This is a genomic window from Litchfieldella qijiaojingensis (assembly GCF_014651875.1).
Classification (GTDB): Bacteria; Pseudomonadota; Gammaproteobacteria; order Pseudomonadales; family Halomonadaceae; genus Litchfieldella; species Litchfieldella qijiaojingensis.
In genome coordinates this window covers 83,572-105,481 of sequence record NZ_BMXS01000017.1, presented here as the reverse complement: position 1 = coordinate 105,481, position 21,910 = coordinate 83,572, and the positions used below count along the sequence as shown (strand labels likewise).

19 protein-coding genes are annotated in these 21,910 nt (G+C 61.0%); 8 read left to right on the top strand and 11 right to left on the bottom strand.

All coding sequences use genetic code 11. The annotated features are described in order from the left end of the window. From IE093_RS15745 to IE093_RS15735, 3 genes are all read left to right on the top strand, one after another. Positions 1-94, top strand: a 94-nt coding sequence (locus IE093_RS15745; protein WP_189470829.1) for a transposase domain-containing protein, incomplete at its 5' end; no start/stop codon positions are given. Between the two features lie 360 nt (positions 95-454). Next, positions 455-1,462: a TAXI family TRAP transporter solute-binding subunit gene (locus tag IE093_RS15740; RefSeq protein WP_189470827.1), complete on the top strand. Its 1,008-nt coding sequence runs from the start codon at positions 455-457 to the stop codon at positions 1,460-1,462. A gap of 86 nt (positions 1,463-1,548) precedes the next feature. Further along, a complete protein-coding gene (locus IE093_RS15735; RefSeq protein WP_189470825.1) occupies positions 1,549-3,630 on the top strand; it encodes a TRAP transporter permease in 2,082 nt (693 codons plus the stop codon). A 16-nt stretch (positions 3,631-3,646) separates the two neighbouring features. Here IE093_RS15735 and nirD read toward each other — a convergent pair whose 3' ends face one another. From nirD to IE093_RS15720, 3 genes are all read right to left on the bottom strand, one after another. Further along, complete coding sequence (gene nirD, locus IE093_RS15730) at positions 3,647-4,036, bottom strand: nitrite reductase small subunit NirD (protein ID WP_189470823.1); 390 nt, start codon at positions 4,034-4,036, stop codon at positions 3,647-3,649. Between the two features lie 76 nt (positions 4,037-4,112). Continuing rightward, complete coding sequence (gene nirB, locus IE093_RS15725; protein WP_189470821.1) at positions 4,113-6,629, bottom strand: nitrite reductase large subunit NirB; 2,517 nt, start codon at positions 6,627-6,629, stop codon at positions 4,113-4,115. After that, positions 6,626-7,879 (bottom strand): NAD(P)/FAD-dependent oxidoreductase, encoded by a 1,254-nt coding sequence (locus IE093_RS15720; protein WP_189470819.1) that lies wholly within the window; start codon positions 7,877-7,879, stop codon positions 6,626-6,628. Before IE093_RS15720 ends, nirB begins: the two co-directional genes overlap by 4 nt. 587 nt (positions 7,880-8,466) lie before the next feature. On the opposite strand from IE093_RS15720, the gene IE093_RS15715 reads away from it, so the two are divergent. After that, a complete protein-coding gene (locus IE093_RS15715; protein ID WP_189470817.1) occupies positions 8,467-11,181 on the top strand; it encodes a nitrate reductase in 2,715 nt (904 codons plus the stop codon). Next, entirely contained in the window at positions 11,138-12,055 is a 918-nt protein-coding gene (cobA, locus tag IE093_RS15710; RefSeq protein WP_189470815.1) for a uroporphyrinogen-III C-methyltransferase, read from the top strand. The genes IE093_RS15715 and cobA overlap by 44 nt, the downstream gene beginning before the upstream one ends. 11 nt (positions 12,056-12,066) lie before the next feature. Here cobA and IE093_RS15705 read toward each other — a convergent pair whose 3' ends face one another. Together IE093_RS15705 and IE093_RS15700 are read right to left on the bottom strand one after the other, a co-directional pair. After that, a complete protein-coding gene (locus IE093_RS15705) occupies positions 12,067-12,507 on the bottom strand; it encodes a cupin domain-containing protein (protein ID WP_229803640.1) in 441 nt (146 codons plus the stop codon). A 202-nt stretch (positions 12,508-12,709) separates the two neighbouring features. After that, complete coding sequence (locus tag IE093_RS15700) at positions 12,710-13,663, bottom strand: DMT family transporter (protein WP_189470814.1); 954 nt, start codon at positions 13,661-13,663, stop codon at positions 12,710-12,712. Positions 13,664-13,770: 107 nt separating this feature from the next. On the opposite strand from IE093_RS15700, the gene IE093_RS15695 reads away from it, so the two are divergent. Both IE093_RS15695 and arfA read left to right on the top strand, forming a co-directional pair. After that, entirely contained in the window at positions 13,771-14,676 is a 906-nt protein-coding gene (locus IE093_RS15695; protein ID WP_189470812.1) for a LysR family transcriptional regulator, read from the top strand. A gap of 76 nt (positions 14,677-14,752) precedes the next feature. Further along, entirely contained in the window at positions 14,753-14,896 is a 144-nt protein-coding gene (arfA, locus tag IE093_RS15690) for an alternative ribosome rescue factor ArfA (RefSeq protein ID WP_189470810.1), read from the top strand. Positions 14,897-15,386: 490 nt separating this feature from the next. On the opposite strand, the gene IE093_RS15685 is transcribed toward arfA, so the two are convergent. The 5 genes from IE093_RS15685 to IE093_RS15665 form a co-directional block, all read right to left on the bottom strand. Beyond that, positions 15,387-16,739: an FAD-binding oxidoreductase gene (locus IE093_RS15685; protein WP_189470808.1), complete on the bottom strand. Its 1,353-nt coding sequence runs from the start codon at positions 16,737-16,739 to the stop codon at positions 15,387-15,389. A 132-nt stretch (positions 16,740-16,871) separates the two neighbouring features. Beyond that, on the bottom strand, positions 16,872-18,509 hold the full coding sequence (locus IE093_RS22780) for a LuxR family transcriptional regulator (protein ID WP_189470806.1): 1,638 nt from the start codon (positions 18,507-18,509) through the stop codon (positions 16,872-16,874). A gap of 173 nt (positions 18,510-18,682) precedes the next feature. After that, the gene (locus tag IE093_RS15675; protein ID WP_189470804.1) at positions 18,683-19,201 is read right to left on the bottom strand and encodes a GNAT family N-acetyltransferase; all 519 of its coding nucleotides are present in this window, start codon (positions 19,199-19,201) and stop codon (positions 18,683-18,685) included. Between the two features lie 80 nt (positions 19,202-19,281). Then, the gene (locus tag IE093_RS15670) at positions 19,282-19,758 is read right to left on the bottom strand and encodes a peroxiredoxin (RefSeq protein WP_189470802.1); all 477 of its coding nucleotides are present in this window, start codon (positions 19,756-19,758) and stop codon (positions 19,282-19,284) included. After that, a complete protein-coding gene (locus tag IE093_RS15665) occupies positions 19,755-20,204 on the bottom strand; it encodes a GFA family protein (protein WP_189470800.1) in 450 nt (149 codons plus the stop codon). Before IE093_RS15665 ends, IE093_RS15670 begins: the two co-directional genes overlap by 4 nt. Positions 20,205-20,359: 155 nt before the next feature. On the opposite strand from IE093_RS15665, the gene IE093_RS22675 reads away from it, so the two are divergent. Next, entirely contained in the window at positions 20,360-20,482 is a 123-nt protein-coding gene (locus IE093_RS22675; protein WP_268247405.1) for a hypothetical protein, read from the top strand. Here the strand turns inward: IE093_RS22675 and IE093_RS15660 are convergent. Beyond that, the gene (locus tag IE093_RS15660) at positions 20,472-21,878 is read right to left on the bottom strand and encodes an NAD(P)/FAD-dependent oxidoreductase (protein ID WP_189470798.1); all 1,407 of its coding nucleotides are present in this window, start codon (positions 21,876-21,878) and stop codon (positions 20,472-20,474) included. The two genes, IE093_RS22675 and IE093_RS15660, sit on opposite strands and share 11 nt — an antisense overlap. Positions 21,879-21,910: the final 32 nt, after the last annotated feature.

Below are 21,910 nucleotides of genomic sequence, written 5' to 3'. Positions count from 1 at the left end.
TGCCTACCTGAAAGATGTACTGGCTCGGCTGCCGACCCAGAAGGCCAGCCAGATCCACGAACTCCTGCCTCAGAACTGGAAGCCGGTCGACTGATCACTCGCGAAGGGTGATGACCGGCCGCTTACCCATCGTGGTGAGTTGGATCCTCAAGGGCGACAGGCGACCTGCCCAATACGCTGCTCGGGTGGTTGCTGGCAAGATCGAGTAATGTGCATCGAGGAAAGGAATGTTCAGGGAGACCATCGAAGGGCCTTCCGCCTACGAGTCGTTGGTCGTCATTCGGGCTGAGCATGGCAGCGTGGCCGATGGCAGGGCCCTGTGCCCTATGGCCATACCTGCAACTGAGCTTATTTGCGCTTCCCCCTATCGCCCATTAGCTTTAATCAAGAAGTGTCATGTTCACGTTTACACCCTGAAAAATGGCCACATTCAGGCAACACGGGGGGTAGAACAATGAATCTGAAATTAGGCAAACGATTATTGACGGCGGCCTTCGGTCTGGTTTTGACAACGACCATGGCCTGGGCCCAATCGACCACCTTCATCACCATTGGCTCTGGCTCCACATCTGGCTTGTATTATCCCACCGCCGTTGGCATGGCAAAGATCCTTACCGAAGCGGATGTCGGACTGCGCGCCAACGCGCGCTCTACCGGCGCGTCGGTATTCAATGCCAATGCGATCGGCGAGGGCTCCCTGCAGATGGGGCTGATGCAGAACAACATTGCCTATTACGCCTACAACGGGACCGGCGTAAGGGCATTCGAAAACAACAAGATAGAGAATCTGCGCGGGTTGATCGGCTTGTATCCCGAGGCCATCCATATCCTGGCTCGGGAAGATGCGGGTATCGACAGTGTCGACGACCTGGCCGGCAAGCGAGTCTATGTCGGTGACGTGGGGTCGGGCACCGAGCAGGATGCCATGAATATCATGGGCGTTTACGGTGTGACAGTCGACGATCTGCAAGGGGCGGTACGTGGCAGTTCAGGCGATGCGGTGGGCCTGTTGCGCGATGACCAGATTGCCGCAATGTTCTACACCGTGGGCCTGGGGTCGGCGGCGATCGTCGAGGCGGCGCAGACGGCACCGATCACCGTCATACCGATCTCGGACGATCAACTCACCCAGCTTCAGGAAGAATATGGCTTCTATACACCATTCACGATTCCCGCTGGCACCTATCCCGGTGTCGATGAGGACGTGCAGACGGTGACCTTGACGGCCATGCTTGGTGCCGCCGCGGAGCTGTCCGAAGACGATGTCTACACCTTCATGAACACGGTGTTCAACGAGCATCTGGATACCTTCTACAGGGACGTCCAGAATCCCAACCTGGACAAGTTCTTTACCGTCGAGAAGGGGATCGAGGGGATGCCCATTCCCTTGCATCCCGGTGCGGTCAAGTTCTATGAGGAGCAGGGTGTCGAGGTTCCCGACGACCTGATACCGTCCGAATAACACTGGGCCTGGCGAGCCCCGTAAAAAGGCGGGGTTCGCCGGTTGCAGCGAACGGCTCGGAACGGGTTCGGGGGAGCTAAGGCACGATGGCCGAACAGCCAGCTCATGGGACTACCGACAAGGAACGTGCCGAGGCTCAGCGTATTGTTCAGGCGAGCGAGTTCGGTGCGCGAGTGCCGCGGCGGCCGTGGCTGCGCTGGCTGCTGGTTCTGATCGCGGTCGGCTGGAGTCTGTTCCAGCTTTACGCCACCTACTTCGGTGCAATCACCCCGCAGAAGCTGGGTGCCATCCATTTGGCATTCGGCTTCGCGTTGGCATTCCTGGCCTATCCGGGTAAGAAGGGGCCTGCCGAGCGTATTCCGTGGAGTGACTGGCTGCTGGCTATTGCCGGGGTCGTTACGTCGTTATATATCGTCGTCAACTACTATAATCTGGTCGCCGTCCAGGGCGGGCTGCCGATAACCCGCGATGTATGGGCGGGATCGGTCCTGTTGATCGTCCTGGCGCTCGCGGCGTCACGCCTCGTCGGCATCGCCCTGCCGATCATCGCCGGTATCGCCATCCTGTATGGTGTTACCGGTCCAGCCGGCATCATCCCGGTGACCCCGCCCGACGTGATATTCCTGCACAACGGCTACGATTGGCGGCAGATCGTCCAGCAACTCTATATTACCACCGAGGGCATCTGGGGGACGCCCATCCAGGTGTCGGCATCCTTCGTGTTTCTGTTCGTGCTGTTCGGGGCGCTGCTGGATCGGGCTGGTGCGGGGCAGTATTTCGTGGATCTGGCCTATAGCGGCCTTGGCACCTATCGCGGCGGTCCGGCCAAGGCGGCGGTCGTGGCGAGCCTGCTGACCGGGATCATTTCCGGCTCGTCGACTGCCAATACGGTGACCACGGGCACTTTTACCATCCCGTTGATGAAAAAGATCGGCTATCCGGCAGTCAAGGCCGGTGCGACCGAATGCGCAGCCTCGACCAATGGCCAGTTGATGCCTCCGATCATGGGGGCCGCGGCCTTCATCATGGCCACTTTCCTCAACATTCCCTATTCCCAACTCATCCTCTATGCCATCGTCCCCGCGCTGCTGTCGTATATCGGCCTCTTGTTCACCGTGCATCTGGAAGCACTCAAGCTGAACCTGGCTGGGATGCCCAGGGCCGAGCTCCCACCGTTCTGGTCGACGTTCATGAAGGGTGCTCATTACCTGATCCCGGTGGCATTTCTGCTCTATGAACTCATGTGGGTCCAGCTCACTCCGGCGCGCAGTGCACTCAATGCATTGCTCATGTTGATCGTCCTGATCCTGATTCAGGAGGTTTGGCGCGGCATGCGTGGCGGAGAGGGGGTGGCAGCGGGGCTGTGGAAGGGCGTCAAGGCGGTCTTCCAGGGCCTGGAGATGGGCGCTCGCAACATGACGACCATTGCCATTGCCACCGCGGCTGCCGGCATCATCGTCGGTATGGTCACCATGACCAACCTGGGCTACGGCTTGACCCAGGTCATCGGTGTGCTTTCCTTCGGCAATATCTGGCTGGTGCTGATTCTGGCGGCGGTGACGTCACTGATATTGGGCATCGGGTTACCGACCACAGCCAATTACATCGTGATGGCGGCGCTGGTGGCGCCGGTGATTGCCAACCTGGCCGGCGATGCCGGCATCGCCGTGCCTATGGTGGCCATTCATCTGTTCGTTTTCTATTTTGGCATCCTGGCCGATGACACGCCGCCGGTGGGTCTGGCTGCCTATGCAGCCGCGGCCATCTCCAGGGCCGATCCGATACGTACCGGCGTTCAAGGGTTCACCTATGACTTGCGCACGGCAATCCTGCCGTTCATGTTCTTCTTCAATCCGGAACTGCTACTGTACGAGGTGGAGAGCTGGTATCGAGGCGTCTGGGTGATCTTCACGGCGATGACGGGCATGTTGGCCTTCGTTGCCACGATACAGGGGTATCTGGTGACCTGGGTGCGCTGGTACGAGCGTCTGCTGATACTGGGTGGTGCCTTGCTGATGATCAAACCAGGCCTGATGACCGACATTCCTGGCCTGATTCTGTTGGCTCTGGTGTTCATCTACCACCGGCATCGCTCCATCTCCGGCGGTGGGCCATCGGCACTGTTCGGCAAGGGAAGCTACCCGGCCAGACAAAGGTCGGCCGGATAGTGTTGGAAATGCCTGGTTACAGCGCTTCGATGGCGATCATTACCTGATCGCCCTCGAAACGTACCGGCCAGGTGCGTAGTTGCACCGATTCGTCTTCCAGACATACGCCGTCCTTGAGGCGGAAGTGCTGCTTGTAGATTGGAGAGGCCACCACCGGCTGGCCCTTGAGGTCGCCGACGATGCCGCGCGCGATGACGTTGGCGTTGGCGAAGGGGTCGTGATGGTCCACGGCGTAGAGTTCGGTTTCGTGACCCGGCAGATAGAACAGTGCCACCTGGGCCGGGCCCTCGGCGGTTTCGATCCACGCGGCAACCCCGGAAAAGGCCACCAGGTCGCTCTTGATGCAAAGTGTTTGCCAGCTCACGTCAGCCTCGGTCTCGGTCTTCAAAACGGTTGCGGTGCTCATATCGTTATCCTCGTTATATCCGGTTGTTGATTTGTGCTGAAAGTCGGCGAGCGAGCGCCGCTCTTTTCAGCGCAAATCAAGCGGGGCGCAGTTGGCCGCGCTCTTCTGTCACGATGATATTGGGGTCGGGACGATCGTCATTGACGTAGCTGCGGAAGCGCTTGAGCTTTGCCGGGTCCTTGAGCGCGTTGGCCCATTCGCACTCGTAGCGATCCACGACTTCTTGCATCTGGCTCTCGAGTTCTTCGCCGATCCCCAGGCTGTCATGGATGATCACGTCCTTGAGGTAATCGAGGCCGCCATCGAGGTTCTCGCGCCACACCGAGGTGCGCTGCAGGCGGTCGGCGGTGCGGATGTAGAACATCAGGAAGCGGTCGATGTACTTGATCAGCGTCTCGTCGTCGAGGTCGGTGGCGAACAGTTCGGCGTGACGCGGACGCATGCCGCCGTTGCCGCACACGTAAAGGTTCCAGCCGTTCTCGGTGGCGATTACCCCGACGTCCTTGCTCTGCGCCTCGGCACATTCACGGGTGCAGCCTGAGACTGCGAACTTGAGCTTGTGCGGCGAGCGCAGCCCCTTGTAGCGGTTCTCGATATGCAGCGCCATGCCTACACTGTCCTGTACCCCATAGCGGCACCAGGTGCTGCCGACGCAGGACTTCACGGTACGCGTGGCCTTGCCATAGGCGTGGCCGGTCTCGAAGCCGGCATCGATCAACTCCTGCCAGATGTCTGGCAGGTCGTGGAGCTGGGCGCCGAACAGGTCGACACGCTGGCCGCCGGTAATCTTGGTGTAGAGCTGGTATTTCTTAGCCACCTCGCCGAGCGCGATCAGCTTGTCGGGGGTGATTTCGCCGCCAGGCACGCGCGGCACCACTGAGTAGGTGCCGTTCTTCTGCATGTTGGCCATGAAGGTGTCATTGGTGTCCTGCAGCGGGATGTGCGAGGCGTCGGTAATCGGCTCGTTGAAGCACGAGGCCAGAATCGAGGCCACCGCTGGCTTGCAGATGTCGCAACCGAGGCCCTGGGTTTGTGAAGAGCCGTGCTTTTCGATCAGCTCGCTGAAGGTCTTGATGCCCTCGACGCGCACGATGCCGTAGAGCTCCTGACGGGTATAGGCGAAGTGTTCGCAGATCGACTTGTCGACCTCAACGCCGCGAGATTCCAGCTCATGGTCTACCACGCTCTTGAGCAGTGCCGCGCAGCCGCCACAGCCGGTGCTGGCCTTGGTTTCGAGCTTGACCGCGCCAAGGTCGGTGCAGCCGGCGTCGATGGAGGCGCAGACGTCGCCCTTGGTGACGTTATGGCAGGAGCAGATGGTGGCTGTCTCGGGCAGTGCGTCGGCACCCAGGGCCGGTGCACCCTCGGTGCTAGGCAGAATAAGCGAAGCCGGATCTTCGGGCAGTTCCAGGCCGTTGCTGTAGTACTGCATCAAGGTGTCGTAGTAGCTGTTGTCACCGACCAGCATGGCGCCAAGCAGCTTCTTGCCGTCGCTGGAGACCACCAGCTTGCGGTATTCCTGCTTGATCTGGTCCAGATAGCGGAACATGCGCGCACCGGGCGAACGGTCGCCGTGGGCATCGCCGATCGAGCCGACATCGACACCCAGCAACTTGAGCTTGGTGCTCATGTCGGCGCCACGGAAGGTCAGTTCTCCTTGGGTCAGGGTGTAGGCGGCGGCCTTGGCCATCTGGTAGCCGGGGCCTACCAGGCCGAAGATGCTGTTGTTCCACAATGCCACTTCCCCGACGGCGAGAATCGCCGGGTCGCTGGTCAGACAGTGGTCGTCGATCACCACACCGCCGCGCTCGCCCATTTCCAGGCCGCATTCACGGGCCAGTTCATCACGCGGTCGGATCCCGGCGGAGAACACGATCAGATCGGTTTCCAGCACCTTGTCGTCCTGGAACACCATGCGATGGAAGCTGGCTCCGCCGTCCTCGATGCGTTGGGTAGCGCGTTCGGTCAGTACCTGCACCCCCAGCGACTCGATCTTCTCGCGCAGCAGCTCGCCACCTTCGCTGTCGACCTGCATCGGCATCAGCCGGGGGGCGAACTCCACCACCGCGGTGTCCAGGTTCAGCCCACGCAGGGCGTTGGCGGCTTCTAGGCCCAGCAGGCCGCCGCCGACCACCACGCCGGTGGTAGCCTTTTCTGCCGCTGCGCGGATGGCGTCGAGATCTTCCAGGGTGCGGTAGACCAGGCAGTTGGGGCGGTCGTTGCCAGGAATCGGCGGCACGAACGGATAGGAGCCGGTGGCCAGTACCAGGCGGTCGTAAGCGTAGCGGCCTTTGTCGGTCACCACTTCGCCGTTGTCGCGGTCGATCCCGGTCACCGCCTCGCTGAGACGCAGCTCGATGCCATGCTCGGCGTAGTAGTCGGAAGCGCACAGCGCTAGCGACTCGGCGTCGCGGCCGGCGAAGTATTCGGAGAGGTGGACCCGGTCGTAGGCCAGGTGGCGCTCTTCGCCGAACACGATGATTCGATACGCCTCGGTGGCGCCGCGTTCGACGAGTTGCTCGACCAGGTGGTGGCCGACCATGCCGTTACCGATGACGATCAACTGTTGTTTGTCGGAATGGGAGATGTTCATGCGGCCTCCTCCTCGAGGGGGATGGGGAATTCGAGAAACGGTTTGGCATCGCTGGCACCGAACAGCAGTGCCTGGCGACAGGGCCGGACGTCGCGGCCGGCCAGCGATTGTTCGAAGTACCAGGGGCCGGCCGAGGTGTCGCCGTAGAGCACGGCACCCTCGATGCGACCCTCGCGCAGCAGCAGTCGGCGGTAGTCGCCATGCTGGGGGTCGTGATAGGTCAGCACCTCATGGTCGTCATCGGCATCGATGCGACCGAAGGAGTACAGCGAGACGCCACTGATCTTGAGCTTGGTGGCAGTGGGGCGTTCGACATAACCGGTGACCGGTTCGCCGCAAAGACGAGCGGCCAGGACGTCGACCTGGCGCCAGATGGGTTCCACCAGGCCATAGGTCAGGCCCTGGAATTCGCAGCATTCCCCCACGGCATGGATCATGGGGTCGGAACTGGTCAGGAACTCGTCGACGACGATGGCGCGATTGACCTCGAGTCCGGCGGTGTTGCCCAGTTCGATATTGGGGGTGATGCCGGCAGCAATCACCACGCAGTCGGCGCCCAGGAAACGGCCGTCCTCGAGCCAGGCACCGGTGACATGACCGTTACCGTCGTCTTGCAGGGAAACCAGGCTGCCGTTGGTCACGATCTTCAGGCCGCGGCATTCGAGCTCGCCTTCGAGCAGGCGAGCGGCGGTGACGTCGAGCTGACGGTTCATCAGTCGGTCGTCGCGTTGCACCACGCTCACGGCCATGCCGCGCTTCCTTAGGCCCTCGGCAGCTTCCAGCCCCAGCAGACCACCACCGATCACCACCGCCTGGCTACCGCGCTCGGCGGCGCGAGTCAGTGACTCGGCATCGTCGAGATCGCGGAAGCCATGCACGCCATCGAGGTCGGTGCCAGCCACTGGCGGTATGAAAGGGCGCGAACCGGTGGCCAGCACCAGGCGGTCGTAGCTTATCCGGCGGCCGGTAGTGGTGGTCGCCATGCGTGCGCGGCGATCGATATTCTCGACGCGCTCACCCAGTATCAGCTCGACACCCTGCTGCGCGTACCACTCCGTGTCGCGCAGTGTCAGTGCCTGACGCTGTGTTTCGCCGGCCAGCCAAGGCGATAGCAGGATACGGTTATAGGCTGGCGCTTGCTCGGCACCGATCACGGTGATCCGTGCCGGGCGCCTGGGCTTCTTGAGCAGTGACTCCACCAGGCGGTGTCCAGCCATGCCGTTGCCGATGATCAGCAGGTGCTCGCTCATGTCTCTCCCCCACAAACGACAATGGCGCCTGACGCTAGGGACCTCGGGTCCGCTTGCGCCAGGCGCCATTGCCTGAATTCGCTACTGCCTTGCTTGTGTCGTGTTGCTGGCTTTCGGTAGCCAGCAGGCGGTAGTCGGCTTTCGGGAATCGTCTTTGATCCGTGATTACCGCGTTTGCCCTGATCAAAGCGAATAGCGTGCCGACAATTCCAATAGACAATAAAAGTCAATGAGTTACTGGAGGCGTGGAAAGCCAGGAGAGAATGAGCGAGGGGGAGGATGGTCTTCTGCCGTGCATGGTAGGGGAAAAATGCACCAGCATGGCGCATGGGGCGTGGTTTCCATGCGGGAAATGGTGTCCCGCAAGCTGCGTTTCTCTAGTAATTGCATGAAATTAAAGGGCTTGATGGATGGTGGTCAGGAGTTTGCTACCCATGACGTAACATTTTCCAATTCGTGTTCTGCCCATCACCGCCGGTTTGGCGGTGGCGCCAACGGCGGCGATGGCGGAGACGTTCGTGATACAAGGCAAGGGGGCCTGACGCTGCTAGCGGCGTCAGGCCCCCTTGCGTTAAGGAGGGAAGGTCATGCAAACGTCTACGACGTGTCCCTATTGTGGTGTCGGCTGTGGGGTGCTGGTCGACCATGATGGCAACACCATTCACCATGTCGAAGGTGACCGCGATCATCCAGCCAACTTCGGCCGGCTCTGCGTCAAGGGCTCGGCGTTGCACGAAACCTTGGGTTGGCATGGCCGCCTGACGCGACCCCGCGTCGACGGCCTCGAAGTCGATTGGGACACCGCACTCGACGCCGTGGCTGGCCGGCTCGACGCCACGCGTGCCGCTCATGGCAACGGATCCGTGGCCGCCTATCTCTCCGGACAGTTGCTGACCGAGGACTACTACGTCGCCAACAAGCTGTTCAAGGGCTTTCTCGGCACGCCGCATCTGGATACCAACTCGCGATTGTGTATGGCCTCGGCGGTGGCCGGCTACAAGCGCGCCTTCGGTGCCGATGCGGTGCCGTGCAGCTACGAGGACCTGGAAGACGCCGAGCTGGTGGTGCTGGTCGGCTCCAACCTGGCCTGGAACCACCCGGTGCTTTATCAGCGCCTGCGTACTGCGAAGACCCGCAACCCACTGATGCGGGTGGTGGTGATCGATCCGCGCGTGACCGACACCTGCGAGATCGCCGATCTTTATCTGGGCCTCAAGCCCGGCAGCGATGCTCGGTTGTTCAACGGCCTGCTGGCGTGGATGGCCGACAAGAAACGCCTGGATCACGTCTATCTCGATGCCCACACCCACGGCCTGGATGAGGCTCTCGCGGCGGCCCGCGAGGACGATACCAGCATCGAGGCCGTCGCCGCCGATTGCGACGTCGATCCTGAGCGCCTGCAGACCTTCTACTACTGGTTCGCCAGCCAATTGCATGTGGTGACGCTCTATTCCCAAGGCGTCAATCAGTCATCCAGCGGTACCGATAAGAGTAATGCGATCATCAATTGCCACTTGGCCGGCGGCAAGATCGGTTTGCCTGGGGCAGGGCCGTTCTCGATCACCGGCCAGCCCAACGCCATGGGCGGCCGCGAGGTAGGGGGGCTGGCCAACCAGCTCGCCGCCCACATGGACTATCACACCCCCGGCGCCATCGACCGCGTGACACGCTTCTGGTCCACCGACTCGCTAACGCCGGACCTCCCGCAAGGGCCGGGTTACAAGGCCGTGGAACTGTTCGAGGCCATCGAGCGTGGCGAAATCCAGGCACTTTGGATCATGGCCACCAATCCAGCGGTCAGCCTGCCCGATGCCAATCGGGTGCGTGCGGCGCTGGAAAAATGCCCGCTGGTGATCGTCTCCGAGTGCATGGTCGACACCGACCTGCTGGAATATGCCGATATCGTGCTGCCGGCTTCTTCATGGTCGGAGAAGAACGGCACCGTAACCAACTCCGAACGCCGTATTTCGCGACAGCGCGGTATCCTGCCACCACCAGGGGAAGCACGCCACGACTGGTGGATCATGGTCGAGGTCGCCAAACGACTGGGCTTCGGCGAGGCCTTCGCTTACGCCCACCCGTGCCAGATCTTCGACGAACACGCGCGGCTCTCCGGCTTCGAAAATGAGGGGGACGGTTCCCGGCTGTTCAATATCTCCGCTCTTGCCGGGCTCGACCGCGCCGACTACGACGCTCTTGCACCGATCCAGTGGCCGGTTACCGAGCAGGCACTGCACGGTACGGCACGGCTGTTCGAGGATGGCCGCTTCGCCACGCCTGATGGTCGTGCCAAGCTGGTGCCGGTGTGCCCGCGCGAGCCGTCCCAGCCACTCAGCGAGGCTCGACCGCTGCGACTCAATACCGGCCGGGTGCGCGACCAGTGGCACACCATGACGCGCACCGGCCGGGCACCGAGGCTGATGAATCACCGTGCCGAACCCTTCATCGAGGTGCACCCCGACGATGCTCTGACGTATGGTGTCGGCGATCAGCGGCTTGCCCGCCTGGTCAGTCCCAGCGGTGAATACCGTGGCCGAGTGCGTGTCTCCAACAGTCAGCGTCGCGGCGAGGTGTTCGTGCCCATGCACTGGACCGACCGCTTCAGCGGCAACGCACGCATGGGCAGTCTGCTCGAGGCGCATCTGGACCCGGTTTCCGGGCAGCCGGAATCCAAGCATGGCGCCGTGTCGCTCGAACCGTTCGACACCGGCTGGGAAGCCACGCTGCTGGTGGCCGGCGATCTGGCCAGCGATGCGGCGTGGCGTGAGGAGGCTGTCTACTGGGCACGCATTCCCTTGGCCAACTGCCAACGTTGGCAGTTGGCCGGTGGCGAGAACGAAGCCCGTGATTGGCTGGCCTGGGTGCAGCAGAAGCTGCCGGTGGCGCCGACACTATGGTGCGACGACCCCGCCAGCGGTCGCCTGCGGGCCGCCGGGATCGACAATGGCCGCTTGCGCTGGTGGCTGATGGTTGCTCCGCCCGCCGAACTTCCCGGCTTGGCTTGGCTCGACGAGCGTTTCGCCGAGGCGCAATTGGGCAAGGAAGCACGCCGCCGCCTGCTGGCCGGCTGCGAAGCCGGAGAGGCCGATAGCGGGCCGCTGGTGTGCAGTTGCCACCAGGTAGGCCAGAAGGCCATCGTCGAGGCCATTCGCGGTGGTGATACCAGTGTCGAAGCGCTGGGAGCGCGACTGGCCTGCGGTACCCAGTGTGGCTCGTGCATCCCCGAACTGAAATCCCTGATCGAAGAGGAGAGGGCCCATGCGCGCTCTGAGCAAAAGCTTGAAGTCGTTGACGTTGCCTGAAACGTTGGGCGATGCCGTCAGCGCCATGGCGCGTCTTGGCAGTGTGGCCAGTCGCTATCTCGCGAGTTTCAAGGGAAGCAGCGATGCTACGCGCCCACGCTTGCCGTTGCGCGGCGACTGCCGCCCCGGCACCGTTTACCTGGTCGGCGCCGGCAGCGGCGACGTGGAACTGCTGACCATCAAGGCGGCGCGGCTGCTGCAGCAGGCCGATGCCGTGGTTTACGACCGATTGGTCGGCGACGATGTGTTGGCACTGATTCCCGCCGGGCGCGAGCGTTATTACGTGGGCAAGGCTCGCGGTCATCACAGCGTGCCCCAGGCCGAGATCGGCGAGCTGCTGGTTGAGTTGGCGCAGCAGGGCAAGTCGGTGGTGCGTCTCAAGGGCGGCGACCCGGGTGTGTTCGGACGCATGGGCGAAGAACTTGCCGCGCTTGCCGATGTTGGACTGCCCGCCGAGATCGTTCCCGGTATCACCGCCGCATCGGCAGCCTGTGCCAGCATGGGCATCCCCCTCACCGACCGTGCCCACGCCCAGCAACTGCGCTTCATCACCGCCCAACTGTGCCGCGAAGGCGGCGAACCTGACTGGAGCTCGCTTGCCCACCAGGACGAGACCCTGGTGTTCTACATGGGCCTGTCCAAGGTCGATGCCATCTGTGCCGGCCTGCGCCGTGCCGGGCTTCCCGACGACTGGCCGATCATGCTCGTCGCCAACGCCAGCCTGCCCGAGCAGAGCGCACTTATCGGTACCCTGGCCGACATGCCTGCCAAGCTCGCCGAACGGCCGCTGCCTTCACCCTGCCTGATCGTGGTCGGCAGCGTGGTGCGGATGGTCGAGACTAGTCCTGCGGCGGTGGGCGCCATTTGCGGATAAGATTGGCGAACCTAGCGTTCGAGTATTGTCGTTCCGCTGGGTCCGATTCCGGACTCTTGATAGAGTGCCTCTCCATCCTTGGCCCATATATAGTGCGGCATATTGGCCGGCGCGATGTATATTGCGCCGGCAGGGACGGCTACCATGTTGGCTTCGTCGAAGGTCTCTCCAAAACCGACATAGAGCGTGCCACTCATCACGGTGCTGCTGCGCTCGTCGGGATGAGTATGGGGAGGAATCTTGGTCCTTGCGGCAAGTTTGACGCGAAGCAGATAGAGACCGGCTTCTTCCTCTTCTCCCAGTAACCATGCCGCCTGTACACCGGGAAGGTTCGGAGGACTCACCCATTGAGCGTTTTCGGGGAAGATGGGTGTCGGTGCGCCTGCTTGGCTGAATGCTGGGTTAGGAAAAATAGCTATGACCAACATTAGGCTGACCAGTGATTGCCTCATATCGTTCCCCTTTGTATAGTGAAAGGGGGAATATAAGTTTAGAGATGGCGGTCTCAAGTTCCAACCGCAACACTATTGAACCCGGCTTATTCATCGAAGCCTTGAGTGAGTCCAAGAAAAGCGCCGCATCTCCTTTACGGACTTATAGCTCCGGTGTCGACAATAGAAGCGCACCGTCGACCAGGAAGGTGCTAAGAGGGACCTAGCGGGTTGCCATGACAACGCCGATGGCGGCTACGCCCATGCCTACCCAGGACAGCGGTGGCATCGCTTCATCGATCAATAGCCACGACAGCAATGCGGCGCAAGGTGGCACCAGATAGAACAGTGCCGAGACGCGCGAGGCTTCCCCACGACGAATCATGGCCAACAACAGGGTGATGGCAATCAAGGAGTTGCCAATCACCAGGTAGGCGAGGGCAGCGATCATTTCGCCGGACCAAGTGATATGCAAGCTGCCGAACAGCAGTCCGAGCGGCAGCGTGGTGATCAGGCCCGCGGCATATTGCACTGCGTTGGCGGTGACGGGGTGTTGCGCCATGCTGAAGCGCTTTTCGTAAAGGGTGGCGGCAGTCATGCCGAGCAGCGCGGCCACGGCACTGGCCAGGCCCAGCCACGAGGTGGCTTCGATCGTCGAACGCCCCAGGATGACGATCACGGCCCCCGCCAATCCGAGCCCGAAGCCGACCCATCGCTTCGGGCCGATCACCTCCTTGACCAAGGCCGGCGCCAATAGCGCAACGAGAATCGGCTGCAGCGAGACCACCAGCGCCACGGTGCCCGCCGAGGTGCCTAGCGCGAAGGCGGTGTAGCAGAACCCGAAATAGACCGTCTGGATCAGGGTGCCGACTACGCTCAGGTGCAGCCAGTCGATTCGCCGCGTGGGCAGGGGCGGGCGCAACCAGATGGCCAACGGTGCCAGCACCACGAGTACTAGCGCAAAGCGTAACGTCAGGAAAACGATGGGGTCGACGTAGGCAGTGCCGATCTTGGCGACCGGAAAGCCCAATGACCACAGCAGCAGAAAGGCGGCCGGGGCAGCACGCAACCAGGGGGAGGAAGCGATAGCGGTCGGCGCTCCCGTCGCGGGGCTACGCTCGTTCGCGGCGATGGCCTCTTGGCCACCCTTGGGCTTGGCGCTAGCGCCACTGGGCATGGCGGGTCTCCGGTGGTTTGGGGCGACATGTATTACGGAGAGTAGGTGGGAGACTAAGTTAAGTCATGTTACTGAAAAATAAATCAGATATAAGCTACACTTAACTTATGAATCTGACACAACTGCGCGCGTTAGTTGCTGTTGCCGATGCTGGCAGCATCAGTCAGGCGGCCGAGCGGCTTGGTGTGACGCAATCGGGAGCCAGTCAGGCGATCTCTTCCCTGGAGGAGTCGCTTGGTGTACGCCTCGTCGTGCGTGGCCGGCGTGGCATGTCGCTAACCGCGGTGGGCGAGAGAGCCGTCGTGAAGGCGCGGGAGTCGCTCGCCAGCCTGGAGGCGATCCGCACGATTGCTGACGAGGCACTGGGCATCGAACGCGGACAACTGACGCTAGCCAGTTTCCCGTCGGTATTCTCGACACTGCTCCCTCCGCTGCTGCAGCAATTCAACACCCAGCACCCGGGAATCAAGGTTGTTGCCTTGGAGGCGACCGACGAGGAGGTCGACGCATGGTTGGCGGCAGGTACGGTGGATATCGGTGTCGTGATGCGGCTGTCTCCCGAGCGTGTTGGCGCAACGTTCTATCGCGATGAATGGGTCGCCGTGGTGCCGGCGGGCCATCCATTATCACGTCCCGCCGGCCGCGTTATACCCTTGGCGACACTGGTGGCCGAACCGTTCGTTTTGGCCACCGGCGGTTGTGCGACTCACGCGCGCCTCATTGCCCAGCAGCATGGGCTGACACTCGACGATGTGAGGGTCGAGGTGCGTGACTGGGCCAGCGCGTTCGCTCTGATTCGCGAAGGGTTGGGAGTCTCGCTGGTTCCCGAGCTGAATCTGCCGGAAGATCGGCGAGGGCTGCGGGTGCTGCGGTTGGAGACACCGATCCATCGCGATCTGGGACTGGAGGTGGCGCCGCGGAGTGCCGAATCCAGCATTGCGCTGGCTTTTCTGCGCATGGCATCGCAGGTGGCGACTCATCCAAAATCACCGGTCCACAATGTAGAGACTTGAGAGCGAAGGAACCTGTCGGGAATGGTCTTGTCTTTAGACCGGCGCTATATCCCCTCATTGCAATAGGAGAAATTTGATGAAGAAAACCAGGATCCGCGATAACGCCTTGAAGGCGCAACTTCGCACGCCGATGTTCAAGATGCAGCAGCAGAAGCCCAAGAAGGGCAAGGGAAGCTACTCTCGCAAGGGTAAGGGGCGGGAGTATCGCCAAGCGGCCTGATCAGGCGGTTTCGCGATACCCCTGCCGCTATGCGTGTTCAGGAAATCAGCAGGATCTTGTGGCCGGTCATTAAACGAAGGTCGGATTGTATTGGCTTTTGTGCCGCGTAAAACTGCAAGATCGATGCATCGTTTTTGGTGCCGGCTCATACCAGAAAAACAAACCAACAAAAAAAGTCCCCCGAAGGGGACAGGGGAGCACGCCAGCTCACTCGATTTATCGCTACTCCGTAGCGACGTTGAAAATCGGAAATGTTTTCAATTTACCTCCTTTCCCTGAGGCCAAGCCATGCTTGGCCTCATCTGTATATTACTATTCGAGAATTGTGCCAGCCTAAGAAAAGTTATTGAAATTCAAATGGTTGGCTGGTTGATGCTGTTTTTTATTCCTTGTGGGGGCATTTCGTCTAGATTTTCATGCACCAAGCCGGGCGTTTTTCTACCGCCGTGCATCATGTCGGCGCATGGGCATGGGGTGATAGCGGCATGTCCTATGCCGGCTTGATGTTCTGATGGAAGCGGAAGACGTTCGCTGGATCGTATTTGTTCTTGAGTGCGACCAGCCGCTCGTAGTTGGCGCCGTAAGCAGCCCTGACTCTGGCCTCACCTTCGTCACCCAGATAGTTGACATATACCCCACTTTCCAGGAACGGCTCCGCAATACCGTAGCACTGCCGCCCCCATGCGATATTGGCTTCGGACTTTTCGGGATCCTGCCAAGTGCGTAATACCAGCAGGCTGTGTTGTGCCTGCCTATGACTGAAAGCCGTGTCCTGTTCTCCGATGCGGCCGATCACACCGCCAAGGTGTTCGAAGGTAATGACGGCAAGGGGTGGAGGAACGGCAGCCGTGAAGAAGTCGACGATCGTGTCGATGGCATCGTCGCTGAATTCCCGGACGAAGCTACTCTTCCAGTAATGATGCATGCCCGGCGGGAATATGTCGGTCAGCAGATTCTGGACCGTTTCGTACGGAACGCAGTCGATGGTGTCGAGCATGGGCGAGCCGAGTTTCCTCAATGGCAGCAGCACCTTCTCGCCGGCGTCGATCGCTCCGCAGTAACAGACCTCGATCGCAAGTCCCGGGCCATCTGGTGTCGATGCGAGGGTCGCATCCGCGCGCAGTTCATCCGGGGCATCGGTCGACCAGTCGCGGTAGAATCGCAGCGCTGTCCTGGCCTGGTCCAGTGGAAAGATGATCTCTCCTCCCAGTACGGGCCCCACGGGGTGAAGCTGATACTCGAAGGACGTCACTATCCCGAAATTGCCGCCACCGCCACGAAGACCCCAGAACAGGTCTTCGTTCTCATCGGCACTGGCTGTCACGAGCGTGCCGTCCGCGGTTACCACGTCGGCGGATAACAGGTTGTCGCAGGCGAGGCCGTACTTGCGGTTGAGGCGTCCGATTCCGCCTCCCAGGGTGAGCCCTCCTATTCCTGTGCTGGGTACGATCCCGCCGGTGGTGGCCAAGCCGTATCTTTGAGTGGCGCGGTCGAAGTCACCCCACGTGGTACCGCCCTCGGCACGGGCGGTTCGTTTGTCCGGATCGACGCTAACGTCCTTCATGCCCGACAAGTCGATGACCAGGCCTTCATCGCAAACGGCGCTGCCCACGACACTATGGCCGCCGCCGCGCACGGCTATCGGCAATTCCGTTTCACGAGCGAAATGGACAGCCGCGATCACGTCCGTCACATCCGCGCAGCGCACTATCAGGGCCGGGCGTCGATCGATCATCGCATTGAAGACCTTGCGAGCATCGTCGTATCCCTCGGCCTCCGGTTGGAAGAGCTGTCCCTGTAACCTATCCCCAAGTTGTCGAATGTTGCTGCTGTTGACGATCATGGCAGATCTCCTTTCCCAGGAATGATGTTCCGCAAGTCAAGCTTGGGACAGGGAACCCGGGCAGCGCTTCGGCGAGGCTACCCAATTACACTACATGGCGTTATGGGTAGTTTCCGCCAGCCATGGAGTGGGTCAGCAGAGGTTGTGATGGCCTGCGTAGGCCGCGGCGGCGGCCCGCGAAGGCACGTTGAGCTTGGCGAGGATGTTGCTTACGTGTCGGTCGATCGTGCGCTCGCTTAAGGAGAGTTCGGCCGCAATCGCCTTGTTGGTCTTGCCCGAGGCGATTAGCCGAAGTACCTGGACTTCGCGACGCGTCAGGTGGTGGCGATTGTCGGAAGCGCCAATGGGGAAGAGAGTATCGAGGCGAGACAACTCCGGAGCGGCACCCAGTTGCTGAAGGCTCCAATGGGCTGCGTCGAACTCCATCCTGGCCGTGTCGTCGTCGCCTAGCTGGTGGCAGGCGAGTCCGATGAGAATTCGGATGCGGGCCAATTCATACGGAGCTTCAAGTTCTTCCCAAATCCTGGATGCCTGACGCAGCGGTTCCAGGGCCGTCAGGGGCTCATCTTCGGCAAGCAGGATAGCGCCCTGCGCGCCAGTCGTCAGGGCCCACAGGAAGGGGGCATCGAGAGTTGCAGCGATCCTGGAAAGTTCATCGGCGCCGGCACGAGCCGCCGGCACATCTCCCACGCTGAGCATGATTTCGACATAGGCGGGAAGAACGCCGGTGCGGGTCGTCCGATCGGTTGCCTCATTGACGATCCGTCTAATTGCAGCTTCGGCGACGGCGACTTGGCCCTGAGCCAGTCGCAGGAGGGCCAGGCCGGGTTGAAGCGTATATCCCCATCTGCTGGCCTGTTCGTACGCTTGCTTGGCTTTGGTGAACTCGCCACGTAGACGGTGAAGCTCGGCACACAGGTAGAAGGCATAGCCGGTCGCGGCCTCACCGGGCCGATGACATAGCTGATAGCACGCTTTCTCCGCTTCGCTCATGGCCTCTGACCAGGCGCCATGTAACTGCATGATCTCGGCACGGTGCACCAGACATCGCCCACGGTAGGGGACCAGGTCTGGCTGGGACTCGCACCATCGTGTCAGCGCCGTTGTCCACTCCTGGGCCCGGCGCAGATCGAAAATCTGCTGGCATGTCTCGATCACGCCGCAGTAAATGATCCCCGCAGCCATAGGGGAAAGCTCTCCGGCTTCCATTGCCACCATGGCTTCATCCAACAGAGTTGCGCCTTCCTGGATCCTGCCCGCCTCGATCAGAGACTGGCCTCGGCCGAGACAGGAGATGGCCACAAGGTTCGGGTCTGCGAAGCGGCGACCGAACTCACCCGCCTTATCGAAGATGGCATGAGCCTCCATGTGGTCACCCTTGCCAAGGCTCTTGAGCGCGTCGGGGACTATCACGTAGCCAGCTTCCACGCAGTCGAGTCCTTCCTCCTCCAGGAGGCGCCGAGCCCGGGCTACCCAGGCGCCGCCGCGCGCCTTCTCACCACTCATGAGTAGTCCGAAGCCCAGCCAGAATGCACACCGGGCGGAACGTGCAATGTCACCCGCGGTGAGAGCATCGTGGTGAATGCGTGCCCACAGGTCGCAGCTTTCGATATCCTTGCCTACCAGATAGGCGGCGGTGGCGAGTCGTTCAAGGTCGTCCAATTCCAACGAGGTACCCTGAGTCGCGCTGGACAACTCGGCGTAGGCATCCGCCCATGCTTTCCGCTGAAAGGACGCCCGCCCTGGATGAAGTGTGCCGGCCGTCTTCATAAGCCCTCTGCTGGTTTACCGGTCGTATCGAAGAAGCCCGTTGCTCTGCGCTTTTACTAGTGCCTTCGATGGTTATAGCGCAGATTTCATTTCCGCGGCCAATTGGCTGGCAGGGCGGGTCGTTGCACTTCGTTTTTCCGGCTTCCTGGGCATACAAGGGAGCAAGGGCTTGTTCAGGGTGACGATGTCGCTTTTTCTCGTGCCTGGTGACTCAATGCCTTGTACATGATGTAAGTGTCCACGAGCCCCAGCCGTTTGTGGCGATATCCGTTGGCCACCGTGCCGATGATCTCGAACCCCAGCGACTTCCATAGCTTGATGGCGGCTTCGTTGGTCGATACCACCGCGTTGAATTGCATGGCCAGGTAGCCAGCCTCGATGGCCCGGTCTTGAGAGTGCAGGCACATCGCCTTTGCGACTCCTCTACCGCGTGCTTCGGGCGCGACCATGTAACCGCAGTTGCAGACATGGGCGCCAGGTCCTGCCGCATTGGGTTTCAGGAAATACGAGCCCAGCACCTCGCCATTCTCCTTGGCGACGAAAGTGAACTGCGGGAGTTGGCACCATAGGGTGTAGGCATCCTCATAACCGATATCGGGATCGTAGGCGTAGGTTTCCTGCGCCTCGACAATGGCCTTGAAGGTGGGCCAGAGCTGCCTGAAGTCATCTGCCCTGATTGCCGCGATTTCCATGAGTCGGTTCCCTGGTGCTGGATGTTTTCCCGGAAGGAGAAGAGCCGGTGCGGCATGCACCGGCTGCCGAGGGTGTAGCGTCAGAGTTGGGCGAACACCGTCTCGGCGCTGCTTTTCTCCACGCCCTTGGTGTCGACGCCGAGATATTCCACGACACCATCATTGGCAATCAGCGCGAAGCGCTTGCTGCGGGTCCCCATGCCGCCACCGCTGGCGTCCATATCGAGTCCCAGTGCCTTGGCGAACTCGGCATTGCCATCGGCCAGCATCACGATCTTTTCGGCGTTCTGCTGTTTCTGCCAGGCATCCATCACGAAGGCATCGTTGACCGCCATGCAGGCAATGGTGTCCACGCCCTTGGCAAGAATATTGTCAGCATTGATCACGAAACCTGGCATGTGGGTGTTGGAGCAGCCCGGAGTGAAAGCACCAGGCACCGCGAACATCACCACCCGCTTCCCGGCGAACAGCTCAGCGGTGGAAATATCCTCCGGTCTTCCGGAACCGTTAGTCTTGATGGTCACATCGGGAATTCTTTCGCCCACGCCGATGGTCATACGTTACCTCCTTTATCTTTATCCGCCGAACCTGCAAAGGCCTCGAACACTTCGTGGCCGGTCATGTTCCTGGTCTGGTTGGCGAAGTCGTAGAAAGACGGCTTTTCGTCGATGAAGATTTGCGTGGTGAAGTTCCAGGGCCCACTGCTATCGACCAGGCCAACCGGAATCGCGTAGTGGTTGCCATCCTGGAGCCGGTAGAACAAGTGAGTGCCGCATTGACGGCAGAAGCCGCGCTCGGCCCAGTCCGACGATTGGAACACGGTGACCTCATTCTCACCGTCGATCTTCACTTCCTTGATCGATTCCAGGGCCAGCAGAGGGCCGCCGCCCCAAGTCTGGCACATGTTGCAGTGGCAAGCTCCTACGTCTTGGTCATCGGCCTTGATGGTCAGGCTGACGGCACCGCACAAACAGCTCCCGCGATATTCGTTGGTGGCTGACATCTTTCTTTCTCCTTGCTGGTATTCCCGGTTCCTGTATTGGGCGCACATACGGCGCTACCAGTGTAGTCAGTGCTATTTGCGATGGGGAGGTGACTAGCCGTTGCCGGTGATTTTCTCCCTTATCAGTGCCAGCAGGGGCGCCGGCAACTGTTCGTGTGATCGTAGACTTGGCCATGGCAGCGGAGTCGGATACCCATGATAAGTACAATCACTACCGGCTGTTGAACCTGTCCGGCATGAACGTGGTGATCGACGATGTGTTTCCATTCACTCGATGATCGAAGCGAAGTAATCGTTCACTCTCGTCAGGGTAGGCTTCAGCAATGGGGTGGATTTATGGTGCTTCATGAGTGTTTCTTCGGCGGCGTAGCTGAAAGTGATGGCTTGCGCGGCGAGCCAGCGTAACGGTTCGGGTTCCCAGCGCTTGAGCAACTCCCGGTGACTGGCATTGGTGAAGGCCCAGGGCATGCGGCAAAGTTTGCTGTCGCGTTCGAGGATCAGGTCGGCCAGCGTGCGAGCGAACAGATGCGAAGCGGCAACGCCTTCGCCTGCATAGCCGCCAACGGTGGCGATACCAGATTTGCGGTCGAGAACGACATGGGGCCGGAAATTTCTCGATAGTCCTAATGAGCCTCCCCAGCCGTGGGTGATCTTGATGCCTTCCAACGGCGGGAACAGGTCTACCAGCAGGTCACGACGCATGCGGATATCGGCGTCACTGATGGCATGGTCGACCTTGGGCTTGCCACCGAAGCGATAGGTGCCGCGCGCGCCGAACACCAAGCGGTCGTCGGCGGTGCGGTGACCGTAGTTGATTAGACGGCTGGCATCGGCGAAGGCGGGGCGCTCGGCCATACCGATCTCTTGCCAAGTGGCCTCCGATAGCGGCTCGGTAGCGATCACCAAGCTCTGTACCGGGATGACGTGCCGCCAGAGATCGTGGAAGCGCTCGGCGTAGCCTTCGGTAGCGCAGACGATGGTGGGGGCTTCGAGGGTGCCCCCGTGAGTACTCACTTCGCCCGAACCGATTGCGATAGCACGACTTTGCTCATGAATCGTTACTCCCAAGCGTTCGACCATATCGGCCAGGCCGGTGACCAGCTTGACTGGGTTCACAGTAGCTACCTGACGATGGTAGATGCCGCCGTAGCCATTGCGGAAAAGGGCTTTCTCCGCCAACTGGTCGGCGTTCAGCCAGTGACAGGCCCTCTCGCTATGGCCGAGTTCATGCAGGTGGGCAAGGTAGTCTTGCTGGATGGCGATCTGGTCTCGATAGCGTGCTGCCGCATAGATGGCACCGCCCTTGTGGAAATCCGCGTCGATACCAGCCCTGCTTAGTGTATGGCCGATTTCATCGACATTGTCGGCCAGCACCTGGCAGCAGAAACGCCTCTGTTCCATTGGCAGACTGCCGATATGACGCTCCAGTCCAGCAATATTGCCGACCACCCAGCCGCCGTTGCGCCCTGAGGCTCCATGGCCGACCCGCTCGGCCTCGAGTACCGCGATATCGAGGTGGGGCGCGAGGGTTTTCAGGTAATAGGCGGTCCACAAGCCGGTGAAACCGGCGCCGATGATGGCGACATCCACCTGGCGGTGTTCGGTCAGCGGCGAACGAGGCGCCAGCGTTGGTAGGGCCGAAGCCCAGAAAACATGTTGTCGATCAATGTGCATGGGAGATGTCCCGCGTCGATCACTTCACATAT

What these genes read in the sequence shown, in the direction of transcription:
- IE093_RS15740 (WP_189470827.1), top strand. Translation starts at nt 455, where the DNA reads ATGAATCTGAAATTAGGCAAACGATTATTGACGGCGGCCTTCGGTCTG.
- IE093_RS15735 (WP_189470825.1), top strand. Translation starts at nt 1,549, where the DNA reads ATGGCCGAACAGCCAGCTCATGGGACTACCGACAAGGAACGTGCCGAG.
- nirD (WP_189470823.1), bottom strand. Translation starts at nt 4,036, where the DNA reads ATGAGCACCGCAACCGTTTTGAAGACCGAGACCGAGGCTGACGTGAGC.
- nirB (WP_189470821.1), bottom strand. Translation starts at nt 6,629, where the DNA reads ATGAACATCTCCCATTCCGACAAACAACAGTTGATCGTCATCGGTAAC.
- IE093_RS15720 (WP_189470819.1), bottom strand. Translation starts at nt 7,879, where the DNA reads ATGAGCGAGCACCTGCTGATCATCGGCAACGGCATGGCTGGACACCGC.
- IE093_RS15715 (WP_189470817.1), top strand. Translation starts at nt 8,467, where the DNA reads ATGCAAACGTCTACGACGTGTCCCTATTGTGGTGTCGGCTGTGGGGTG.
- cobA (WP_189470815.1), top strand. Translation starts at nt 11,138, where the DNA reads ATGCGCGCTCTGAGCAAAAGCTTGAAGTCGTTGACGTTGCCTGAAACG.
- IE093_RS15705 (WP_229803640.1), bottom strand. Translation starts at nt 12,507, where the DNA reads ATGAGGCAATCACTGGTCAGCCTAATGTTGGTCATAGCTATTTTTCCT.
- IE093_RS15700 (WP_189470814.1), bottom strand. Translation starts at nt 13,663, where the DNA reads ATGCCCAGTGGCGCTAGCGCCAAGCCCAAGGGTGGCCAAGAGGCCATC.
- IE093_RS15695 (WP_189470812.1), top strand. Translation starts at nt 13,771, where the DNA reads ATGAATCTGACACAACTGCGCGCGTTAGTTGCTGTTGCCGATGCTGGC.
- arfA (WP_189470810.1), top strand. Translation starts at nt 14,753, where the DNA reads ATGAAGAAAACCAGGATCCGCGATAACGCCTTGAAGGCGCAACTTCGC.
- IE093_RS15685 (WP_189470808.1), bottom strand. Translation starts at nt 16,739, where the DNA reads ATGATCGTCAACAGCAGCAACATTCGACAACTTGGGGATAGGTTACAG.
- IE093_RS22780 (WP_189470806.1), bottom strand. Translation starts at nt 18,509, where the DNA reads ATGAAGACGGCCGGCACACTTCATCCAGGGCGGGCGTCCTTTCAGCGG.
- IE093_RS15675 (WP_189470804.1), bottom strand. Translation starts at nt 19,201, where the DNA reads ATGGAAATCGCGGCAATCAGGGCAGATGACTTCAGGCAGCTCTGGCCC.
- IE093_RS15670 (WP_189470802.1), bottom strand. Translation starts at nt 19,758, where the DNA reads ATGACCATCGGCGTGGGCGAAAGAATTCCCGATGTGACCATCAAGACT.
- IE093_RS15665 (WP_189470800.1), bottom strand. Translation starts at nt 20,204, where the DNA reads ATGTCAGCCACCAACGAATATCGCGGGAGCTGTTTGTGCGGTGCCGTC.
- IE093_RS15660 (WP_189470798.1), bottom strand. Translation starts at nt 21,878, where the DNA reads ATGCACATTGATCGACAACATGTTTTCTGGGCTTCGGCCCTACCAACG.